The 10,647-nt window shown below is 44.5% G+C and carries 6 protein-coding genes and 2 pseudogenes; all 8 read right to left on the reverse strand.

Going from position 1 to position 10,647, the window contains the following annotated elements; all coding sequences use genetic code 11:
- Positions 1-144: 144 nt before the first annotated feature.
- Positions 145-323, reverse strand: a pseudogene (locus DW917_RS15170) (carbonic anhydrase); the annotation flags it as partial.
- A gap of 10 nt (positions 324-333) precedes the next feature.
- A complete protein-coding gene (locus tag DW917_RS15175) occupies positions 334-1,179 on the reverse strand; it encodes a hypothetical protein (RefSeq protein WP_134844307.1) in 846 nt (281 codons plus the stop codon).
- 151 nt (positions 1,180-1,330) lie between these two features.
- Positions 1,331-4,171, reverse strand: coding sequence for a pitrilysin family protein (locus tag DW917_RS15180; RefSeq protein WP_118120067.1), 2,841 nt, complete (start codon positions 4,169-4,171; stop codon positions 1,331-1,333).
- Between the two features lie 22 nt (positions 4,172-4,193).
- The gene (locus DW917_RS15185; protein ID WP_370453542.1) at positions 4,194-5,549 is read right to left on the reverse strand and encodes a thioredoxin family protein; all 1,356 of its coding nucleotides are present in this window, start codon (positions 5,547-5,549) and stop codon (positions 4,194-4,196) included.
- Positions 5,550-5,562: 13 nt separating this feature from the next.
- Positions 5,563-6,090: a hypothetical protein gene (locus DW917_RS15190; protein ID WP_147344225.1), complete on the reverse strand. Its 528-nt coding sequence runs from the start codon at positions 6,088-6,090 to the stop codon at positions 5,563-5,565.
- A gap of 4 nt (positions 6,091-6,094) precedes the next feature.
- Positions 6,095-6,733 carry a fasciclin gene (locus tag DW917_RS15195; RefSeq protein ID WP_118120073.1) on the reverse strand — a complete coding sequence of 213 codons (639 nt, stop codon included), beginning with the start codon at positions 6,731-6,733 and terminating at the stop codon, positions 6,095-6,097.
- Between the two features lie 28 nt (positions 6,734-6,761).
- Positions 6,762-8,312: a RagB/SusD family nutrient uptake outer membrane protein gene (locus DW917_RS15200; protein ID WP_118120075.1), complete on the reverse strand. Its 1,551-nt coding sequence runs from the start codon at positions 8,310-8,312 to the stop codon at positions 6,762-6,764.
- Positions 8,313-8,318: 6 nt separating this feature from the next.
- Positions 8,319-10,604: pseudogene (locus tag DW917_RS15205) on the reverse strand (SusC/RagA family TonB-linked outer membrane protein); the annotation flags it as partial.
- Positions 10,605-10,647: the final 43 nt, after the last annotated feature.

The following is a 10,647-nucleotide window of genomic DNA, read 5'->3' on the forward strand; positions in this document are numbered from 1 at the left end:
GGCAGGGTTAAGTATGCGCTAAATTAATTCCGCCAACGGGTAAGTAACAGAAAAAATGAATTTGATGCAAAACTAAATGGTCGCAATGGATTTAAGACTGCATCTCACGTTTTGCCTGCACTTGGACTAACAGTTAAGGTAGGTGAGTTTAGCATCTCCATTTTTCAGTCCGAGTGCTGCTGGCAGGAGTGCTGTAAGTCTGGTATCCATACAAGACAAGATAGCAAGTTTCTTGTCTTGTATGGATACTTGCTTGTTAAATACTTCTCATAGCCTTTGTTGGCTACGAACTGTTCGTTATACTTGATAATTTCTTCAATAATTATAGTGGTGCTATTTTATAGTGAAATCAAAGACCTTCTTACTGCCTGAGTCCTTCATACCATTGCTTGTGTCTCCTTTCTTATTGTTGTAGGTAAGGCAATATTCTCCAGGTTGTCCTTCTACTATCATATCATAAATGTTGTCGGACACTTTTTTTATGTTTAATTTTACAGATTTATCTTCTTTAGCACCTATAATTTTATTGGAGTGAACCACAGCACTGGTCATTTGTCTTCCTTTCCCAATAAGTTTGAATTTTGCCACAAAGAAATCGTCTATGGTATAGTCGCTGGAGAACATATCATAATACTCAGAAATACTGTTTCTGTCATGCGTAAAATATATGCGAAAAATAGCCTTGCCACCAGTAAATGCATATGGCGAAGTCTTGCCTTCAAATGTGATAAGTTCCTTGTCTTTAAACGGATTGGTATATCCAGTTCTTTCAATTTCCTTGAAGTCTATATGTTTCATAGCCACAAGCTTATTGTCGATATTAGCAAAAATACCTACGGAATCTTGTTTTAATTTTCCTAAAGCTGTTTTACGAAAATCTATACCTGCTTCTGCAAAAGATGCTTTCTGCTCCTCGTAAGCCTTACGTCTGGAGTCATTATACCCTCTTACGAAGTCCTCATCTTTTCCTGCTAATGGATCGGTGGTAGGAACCTCTTCGTCATCATCTAAATCTTCTTCATCTTCGCTCTCATGTTTTGGAAGAAGTTTGGTAATATCTGTTACACCACTCTTTATTAATGCTTTGACTCTATCTCTTGCTTGTTCTGCTTCGTTCTGAGCCATCGCAAAAGTGCCTGTACATACAAGCATAGCTAATAAAACGATCTTTCTCATCATATATAAATTTTATCGTTATTATTCCGGTTTATATTAAACTTATTAATTCATCACCCTCCAAAACTGCCGTTCTCGTACGAACAGAGGAGAGAATTAGGGGAAAAATTCCCCTAAATTCTCATACAGTTAGTGGTAGTGAATAAATTTGACTTTAGAAATCTGAGTATTGCTCTTGCTTTGACTTCACTGTAATGTCTCGTTTCTTCGCTCCCTCCATAAGCTTGTCAAGGACATCTGCTACGTCTTTGCGCGTTATATCTCTGAAGTTAATTACCTCTGGCGCGTCTTTCGAGTTGCTTTTATGTCCCTCTACGTAAGCATTGAGCATGGCAATCCAAAGCATTGGATCAGTCTCTTCTGTGCTTTCCGTTGTGTCTCTCTCTGCTTTCTGTTGTGCCTCTTGCTCAATGACTAATGGTATATACACTTTCTTGAAGTTTTCTTCCGTGAAAGCATTTGTACGAATCTCAGCCAAGATTTCATAAGCACGTTGTTTCATCCTGGTAGCTTTCTCACGTTCAGTTGTGAAATGAATCTTCAACTCTTCCATGAAACGAGGTACTTGTTGGTAGTCTGCATCTACGGCAATGGAATAGACTCCACCTTCTTTCTCGCGAAGTTCATCGAAGAGGCGAGCTTGTACCAGGTCTTTCACCACATTGAGGGCGGTTTGTTCCTTGGCAGAAAGTGGTTTGTCGTTGGTGAAAGCTAATTCTATTTCTCCTAAGTCGCCTTCCAAATCTGCTTCCAACTCACAAGTTATTTCACGTTTTGGTGAAGAGATGTTCTTTAACTTGTACTGACGTGGTGCTACTCCTGGCGTCCCAGGCAAGGAAGCCACATACTTCTCTATTATCTGGCGTGCTTCTTGTTCTGGCAAAGCACCTACCAAGCAGAAGGTGAAATAGGCGGCATTGCCGAAACGGTCGTTAAAGAGACGTGGTAGATCTTGAAGTCTCATACGATTATAAAATGCCAAGTCTTCACGTGGGTTGTCTTCTGACGGTGGGTATAAGATGGTGTTGATGGAATCTTGTACGGCACTCATGCCCGTCTTGCTCCTATTGGAATAGAGGTACTTGCTTTTCTCCACAAACTTATTAAAAACAGCTGGATTGAAATTCTGTTTAGTCAACACTAAGTGGAGGTACTTGAAGAAGTCTTCTGCATGTGCCACAGTCGTATTTCCACCTACACCATCGGTGTAGTCATTGATGGAAAGTGAAAGTTGGATGTCTTTATTCTGTAGCCATTCGTAGAGTTGATTACGGCTGTACTTGTATAGACCAGATTGCATAATGAGCGACTGCATTGCTTTCTCTGAGGGGAGATCCTTTGAGGTAACCAATGAGTTACCACCCATCGCAGAACCGACAAAGTATATTGTCTTTCTTGCATCAGGCAGGTATTTGTAGAGTACTTTGGCACCATTGCTAAGGGTCCATTCGGTTACATTCATGTCCTTAATGAGTGTACTCTTGTTAATCTTTCCTGGTGTAATTTTGTAGTCAATGAGTTGACTGATGGATGCAGGTTTGTCGAAAGTCAATACGGGGTCTTCCTTTACTTCAGCCAAAATCTTTTGGAACTGTGCTAATGGCACGTTCATGTCGGATGGATTGGCTGAATAGGTAATGAAACTGAGGTTCTTGTCGTTCATCCAGGAACGAACCCAAGCATTTAGATCTTCTACCTCCATATCTACTAAACTCTCCACGGAACGTCTGATCTGTTGATGGAAGGATTCCAGTGGCATACCATACAGATAGTTCTGCTTGAAAACATCCATCCAGTTGTCGGGAGTTCCCAGGTTATCAGATTCCATCAGAGGTTTCATCTCATTGTAGAGGGCTTCCTTGGCTTGCTCAAACTCTTCGCTATCGAATCCTTGGCGATAGATACGCTCACGAATAGCGAGGATTTGTTTGAGGGCTGCTTGTTCCTTGCCAGCATATGGTACGAAGTCCCAGGCGTTCTGGTCATATTGACGCACCAATGGTGAGTAACTGACGGTGGCTGTGATGAATTCTTCCTTTGCATCATTGCGCAGCATAGCCAATTCCTGGGAAGCTAAGCGTTGGAAGAGGCGAGCCTTGAGTTGGTCGCCCACTACATCACGTTTTGTAGGGTCTGTTATAGCAAGGTTACGTTGGTAAATACCGACGGAATTCGAAGTGTTCTCCTTGTCAATGAAACGGTAGTAGAGGGGTGTGTCATTTTCTGGGACGAGTGCATTCTCCCTCGTTATAGGTTTCTTGGAGGCAGGAATTGCCCCGAAGATACGTTTTACTTCTTTCTCGTATTCTGTAGGCTCGATATCACCGATAATGGCAACACACTGCAACTCTGGGCGATACCACTGCTGGTAGAAAGTCTTGATGTCCTTGGCAGTGTAACTATGAATCTGCTTTTCTGAACCGATGACGTTATGGGTGGCATAATCACTGTGATTGTAGATGTAAGGAGCGATGGCTTCCGTCAAGCGCTTGTTGACGTTGCGACTTTGTCTCCATTCCTCCGAGATGATGTTTGCTTCCTTTTCCACATCCTTGGGTAGTATCTTGATGCCATTGCACCAATCTTTGAGCAACAACATCATAGATGCCGTCACTTCACTGTCTGCTACAGGTACATTGTTGACTTGAAATCGGGTCTCGTTAATGCCTGTTTGGGCATTGAATACCAAACTGTGGTCACGGAGGTAAGTCATGACTCCATGAGGAAAGTGTTCGGTGGCATTGAACGCCATGTGTTCCAAGAAATGTGCCAAACCATATTGCTTGTTTGTCTCCAAGATAGCACCCACATTCTGGTACAAATAAAAGTTGACCTCTCCAGCGTTGCTTGGGTCACGCAATATATAATAGGTGAGTCCGTTAGGGAGTTTACCTTGTACTAAACCGTTGATTTGTGCCTGACTACAAATCGGTACGAATAGCATACAGATGGTAATTACCATCTGTAATGCAAGAATATAGATAGACCTTTTCATTCTGTTTATCTTTTCAAACCGTTTATTTCTGTAAGAGTTCAAGTGTAGCCAACTTGCGGGCAATAGTAGCCTGAATCATTGCCTGTACTTGTGTCATGTTGTTGAGTTGAAGCGACTCCACGTAACCTTGGCGATAGTATTTGGTAGCATCCTCATACTTCTTTATCGCCGTGTAGCTGTCGCCAATCATGACAAGGTAGTTGATGCGGTCAACGACGGATGTTTCACCTGTCAATGCTTTTTCCACCCAATTGATGGCAATCTCGTGGTCGGCAGGAGCGAGTTTCTTGCCAGCTGCGTAATAAAGATTCTGTGCTGCCTTACCATAGTCGGCAGGTGTGGCGTTCTCACCCATCAACTTGAAGTAGTCGTCCATCAGCTCCAAGTACTTCTTGATGTCCTTGTCCTTGTAGATGACATAGATGGCATCGGCATATTTGGCAGACGACTTGGCTGGGTCGAAATTACCAACGAAGGAAATAACGGAATAGGAAGGCTTGTACTCCCCGGAAATCTTAGCCACATAGTCCTTGTAGCTTAGATTTCCTTCCTTGGCAAGGTCCTCGATGCGCTTGTCATTATACTCAATGACATAATAGGCAGCTGCATCGCCGACATTTTTCTGCCAAGCTGGTAGATTGGTGTTGATGAAGTCAGCTATCTTTTGTTGCTGTTCGATGTCGTCGCCACCTAATTGTGTGATGATGAGATAGTCTGTACGGTTGATAAGACTTGGACCTAACTTGGCTTGGATATAGGCACTGAACATCTTTCTGATTCTGACTACCCATTTCTCGGCATCCATGCCTTCTTGTGCCATAAGAAACTTAGGGGCTTGTTGTAGTACCTTCTGTTGGATGTCCAAGTCGGAAGGGTTGGCACGGTATTGTTCGTAGAGTTCCTTAAATCCTATGACATCGCCCGCGGCGGTTTTGCCAGCTTCCAACAACTCATTTGCTCCCATCGCACCTACAGATATGGAGATTGCCTTTCCGTCATTGGCGATGAATGCCAAGGTAGGAAATGCCTCAATCTTGTATTGTTTGGCAATGGCAACATTCTCAGGCTTTTCGGCATCAATCTGTATGCTGATGAACTTCTCGTTGAAGTACTTTCCGATGGAGTCTTGAGTGAAAATGGTCTTTGCCATGCGTTTGCAAGGCCCGCACCATTGGGCATAGAAATCAACAAACAAAGGCTTATGCTGCTTCTTAGCCTCGTTGAGGGCTTGCTGGAAAGAGCCTTGGAAAAAACGAATGCCACTTTGTGTGGTGGCATCTGTTGGTACATCTTCTTTACTCTTGCCTTGAGCCATGCAAGGCTCAAGGTTGAAGAGAGAGAGAATTGCTGCAAAGAGCAATATACTAATATTTTTCATCATATCTTTTCTTCTATTTAGTTCTTAATGATGTATAGTCGATGTCTTCGTCTCCATAGGAACCATTGTCCCAATCTCCGAACTCGTTCTTCTTGATGATGACGGTGAAGATGTGTGGAAGAAGGGCAGAGTGATCCTCGTTCTGCACTTTCAAGCTGATGCTATATCTACCTACAGGTAAGTTCTTGGAGGCAGCATAGAATACTTGAATCAAACTGCCTTGAAGACGGATGGTTCCTTCCTGGATGGCTTGACGGAAAGCAGCGGCATCACCTCCCTCTGTAGCTTCTACGTCGTAAAACTCGTAGGTGATAGGTACTGTACCTGCTACGCCTTGGATAGCATACGAAGTCCAAGGAGAATTGTCGGTTACTTGAGGGGCAGATTCATCTACTTCCTGATAGACAACCAAGGTATCTGGTTCATATCCTGCGTTTTCAGCCTTGAGATAGCCTACAGGCATATTATGGCAACTCGATAGTGATATTAGTGAGATGAGGGTGATTGCCACGAAACTGATTTTACTATATAATCTTTTCATTTTGTTAAAAATCTGTTGGAGTGAAATCATAACTTAAAGCGTGTACGACTCCTGTCTGAGTCATAATGTTGCAGGAAGCAACCTCGCTGGTTTTTCCTGCAGCTTCGGAGGCAAGATAGATTTTCTTAGGACCAGCCTGTGGCACACCTCCGTATGGTTCACGATAGGTGTAAATCCAAAGCTGTTTTCCAGAGAGCATCGTGTATGTCTTACCACCTTGTCCGATGACTGTACTCGGATCCGTTGAGGCAATGCCAGGTGTAAAGTCGTCGAGTTGGATAACTTGATTGCCATCGATGATGGAGGAAAGGATGAAGTTACGGCAGTCCTCTACGGGTACATCTGCTATCTGTTCATAACCCTTCTGCAAAAGATAACGGCGAATGCTGTGGTTGGTCATGCCAAACACTGTCAAGTTTTTGCCATAGGAACTGGTGCCCATAAATATCTCTTGGAGACCAGCGTGCTCTGCCATGATTACGAGAGAGTCCCAGTTGTAGTGATCTTGATTGAAATAGTCCCACATGGTGCAATCGTGATAGCCGACGGATGTCCCAGTATCGGCGAAGTTATACTTGGTACAGGAGGTGGTGAACCCTAAGGTTGCTACCACTACTACTATTAGGAGAAATATCTTTTTCATTTTCTTGTTTTCTTTATTTTAAGATGATTTACATGTAGCGCATCCAGTAGATGGTCTGGCGTATCATAGTGTTTGTTACCTTTCCGTCACGATCAGAATAAGCGTTGCTTGGAATTGGAAGGAAGAGGGCACCATTCTGGATGTCGTTAGCGGTCAAGGTCTGGAACTTGCCGTGTAATTCCTCCAAAATGTAGTTGTTGCGGATGATGTCATAGTAACGCTCATCGTTCTCGCCAAATAACTCCTTTTCACGTTCCTTGAAGATGGCTTTCTTGAGGTCGCCGTCATCATAGATGGATGGATAAGCTTCCGCACCGGCACGATTACGGATGGTGTTGAGGTCTGCGATGGCAAGGTCTGTCTGTCCTAACTTGTTGTAACATTCTGCACGGAGCAGGATAATGTCAGCAAGTCGCCAATACACGTAGTCCGCATTCAGTGAACGAAAGTCTTTGCCTGTCTCTGAGAACTCGTTTTGGGTGTAGATGCACTCCCGGAACTTGTAAGGGATGGCATATTGGATACCATCTACCTCCACAGGGTTGTCGATGTCGTAGAAGAAGGCTTGCTTACGTTGGTCGGATGGGTCTGGGTACATTTCCTCGACGGTAGAAGGGTAGAGTTGAAGATAGTTGTCGTATGGAATGTTACCCATCTGTGCAGTCTCTTTTACTGGCCAGCTGAGGTAGGCTGTTGCCACGTCGTTTGGTGTTTGACTGTCCTCAGAACGTGCCTTGTCGAATGTCAAGGTGAAGATAGCTTCTGGATTTGTCTCTTCTGGATGGGAAAGCTTGCTGCAGAGTTCTTCAGGAGAAGAGCATAAGCTATAGTTGCCCACTTTACCTTCTATCAAGAGAGTGGCGTAGTCGATGGCTTTCTGATAGTCTTCCTTAGGGTTGCCTTGTAAACCGTAAAGTTCTTCTACACTACCTTTCCAAGCGTAAATCTGAGCCAGAAGAGCGGCACTGTTGCCTTTGGAGGCATATTGACGGCTCGTGATGGAAGTGTTGTTCAAACCTCTTAGTTTGTCGTATGTTGGCAAGATGCTGAAAGCTGCCTCTGCACTGCTGATAGCTTTGTTGAGTACGTCTATCATCGGAGAACGACCATACATCACGATGTCGGTGGAATTCTTGGTGATTACGCAGTCGCCGTATCGTTGTGCCAAGAAAAAATAGGAAAGTCCCATGGCAAAGTAGGCTTGTCCTTTGTGGAAATTATAGCGTTCTTCCGACAAACCTTCTGTCTTGCCAATGTTGTCAAGGAGTAAGTTTGACTCATAGATAACGTTGTAGAGACCAGTCCACTGACCATCTTGGTCTTTGGCATAGCGTGGGTTCCAATCACGTAGTTCATTGTTCCAACCGAGATTGTCAGCCTTGGCACCTGCTGCGATGAAGGCATCGTTTTTGCCTAAGAAGGCGTTCTCGAAGAATAGTATGGAGGATGTAGTGGCATTCAACTCATTTTCTGATTTGAATGCATTGTTGAAGGTGACTTGGTTCTCTGGAATCTGCTCCAAGTCGCATGACACCAATCCTGCCGCACAGATGGCGGCTATAAATAGTTTCTTCTTCATGTCTTGTTAAAATTTTAAGTTAAAGCCAAATGTTACTGAACGGTTCAATGGGTACTGCTGACCCGTATCCTTGCCTGTGTAAGGATCAACGACTTCAGGGTCTGTACCTGAGTAGTTGGTCCACAAGAAGAGGTTTTGACCTGTGACATATAGGCTCAGTCCCTTGATTTTGTTTTTAAACCACTTGGCAGGCATCTCATAAGATAAGGTAATGGACTTGAGACGCAGATAGTTGACATTCTCGATATTGGAGTCGATGTCGCCATCAAACTGTCCTATGTAGCCTTGGTCTGCGAACTCCAAGGATGGATAGTCGGTCTCATCGCCAGGCTTCTGCCAGAAGGTTACCTTGCTTGGATCTGCCATGATGGTGCCGAAGGTCTTGGTGAAGTTGAATGCAGAGTTCTTCACCATGTTCATCATTTTGCGACGGATGGTATAGCTCATCATCATGTCGAGTGTCCAGTTCTTGTACGAAACACGGTTGCTGATACCACCGAATGCACTTGGCAAGGTACTGCCTGCATAGTACTTGTCTTTGTTGTCGATGGTTCCATCCTGATTGAAGTCCTTGATTTTACGACCACCCACACGCAACTGATAGTTCTCGCTGTTATTGAAGCTCAATGGTACGAGCTTACCTGATGCGTTGTAATAATATGGTATCTGGGACTCATTCTGTACGATGCCCTCGTCGTGATAGGTGTAGATGCCATAGACTGGGCGGCCCAATACCTTGTCGCTCAAGTCCTCACCTCCGTATGACTTGCGGAAGAGGTTGCGGTCGTGAGAGATGTTGAATCCCAGTGTCCACTGCCAGTTTTTTCGCTTGATGATATCTGCGGAAATCTCAAACTCAATACCCTCGTTGGATATGGCGGAAGAGTTGTTCCACATCTTGTCTGCCAAGAAGAAGTTTCCTGGGGTTGAGGTCTGCATCAGCAAGGCATGGGAGTATTTGTAGTAGTAATCCAACTTCACTTGCAAGCGATAGTTGAAGAGCTGAAGGTCGAGACCTAAGTCATATTGGTCGTTTTTCTCCCAAGTGAGCTGGTTGTTTGCGAGAAGTCCTGGTATCAAACCTGAATTACCTAAGAATGTGTTGCTGGTACTCATGGTTCCCAACGCAAGGTAAGCCTCGTTGAACTTCTGACCAGAGCGTCCCCAAGATGCACGGAATTTACCGAAGCTGAGCCACCAGAGATTTTTCATGAATGGTTCGTCACTGAATGTCCAGCCCAAGCCCACAGCAGGGAATGTTCCCCATCTCACGTCGCTACCGAAGACAGAAGAGCCGTCGGAACGAAGGGAAAATTCTGCAAGGTACTTGTGCTTGTAGTTGTATGCCAAGCGACCGAAGAGACTCATCATCTCTTGTACTTCCTGGTTGCTATGGTAGGTCTGCAATGCCTCATAGGTGCCATATTCGTCTTGGCGTAATGATGGCCATTCCTCACCTACATAGTGGATTTGGTTGGTAGGGCCGCCATAGGCAGAACCGCCAACAGTGTTGAGCTGGTCACGGTTGTAGGAGAAACCACCCATCAACTCGAAGAAGTGCTTTTCCTTGAGGTCGAACTTATAGGTGAGATAGTTCTCGCTCTGAATCATCGTCATGCCGATGTTCTGTCCTTCTGACTTGGATAATTTCTTGTAGGTCAGATAGTCTGGCGTAAAGGTATTGAGACGAGTGTTGTAGTGGTCGATAGCTGCCGAGAGCGAGAGCTTCAACCCCTTGATGATGTTATAGTTGAGTCCACCGCTCAATCGAATATTGTAGTTGGAGTTCACTCCATTGATTCCTCTCAAGGATTGCATAGCGGTCTTTTCGGCGATGCTTCCTTTTCCTGGCAAGAGGGTGGATTGTAGCTTCGGATCAATAGTGAGACCTTGTACCTTGCCTGTGGTAGCTGCTTTTTGGTCAGTGTAAGATAAGTTGATGCGAGTATAGGCATCTACCTTTGGGGTAATCTTGAAGTCAAGATTGGACATGAGGTTGGCTCGCAAGAAACTGGAGTTGATCATGATACCTTTCTCGTTGTAGATACCTGCGGCTACCATGTAGCGTACATTGTCGTTGCCCCCGGAGATGGAAAGGTCGGCCTTGGTCACCTGACCGACACGAAAAGCATACTTCCACCAGTTGGTACTGTTATTATAGAAAGTATTGAGGGAATCCTGTGCTAACGAAGGAATCTTGTTGGAATCGTCTGTGGTGATGTTACCCTTATTCCAAAGGTAGTCGTATGCACCATAACTGTTTGGATCCCATCCCCATGTGTCCTTGTAACTATTCTTTTACCTTTGCACCCAGAATCAAGTAACATGGATTTGG

It is taken from the genome of Prevotella sp. AM42-24 (assembly GCF_003461825.1).
Classification (GTDB): Bacteria; Bacteroidota; Bacteroidia; order Bacteroidales; family Bacteroidaceae; genus Prevotella; species Prevotella hominis.

Coding starts and splice junctions, on each gene's coding strand:
- DW917_RS15195 (WP_118120073.1), bottom strand. CDS start 6,733: ATGAAAAAGATATTTCTCCTAATAGTAGTAGTGGTAGCAACCTTAGGG.
- DW917_RS15175 (WP_134844307.1), bottom strand. CDS start 1,179: ATGATGAGAAAGATCGTTTTATTAGCTATGCTTGTATGTACAGGCACT.
- DW917_RS15185 (WP_370453542.1), bottom strand. CDS start 5,549: ATGAAAAATATTAGTATATTGCTCTTTGCAGCAATTCTCTCTCTCTTC.
- DW917_RS15190 (WP_147344225.1), bottom strand. CDS start 6,090: ATGAAAAGATTATATAGTAAAATCAGTTTCGTGGCAATCACCCTCATC.
- DW917_RS15180 (WP_118120067.1), bottom strand. CDS start 4,171: ATGAAAAGGTCTATCTATATTCTTGCATTACAGATGGTAATTACCATC.
- DW917_RS15200 (WP_118120075.1), bottom strand. CDS start 8,312: ATGAAGAAGAAACTATTTATAGCCGCCATCTGTGCGGCAGGATTGGTG.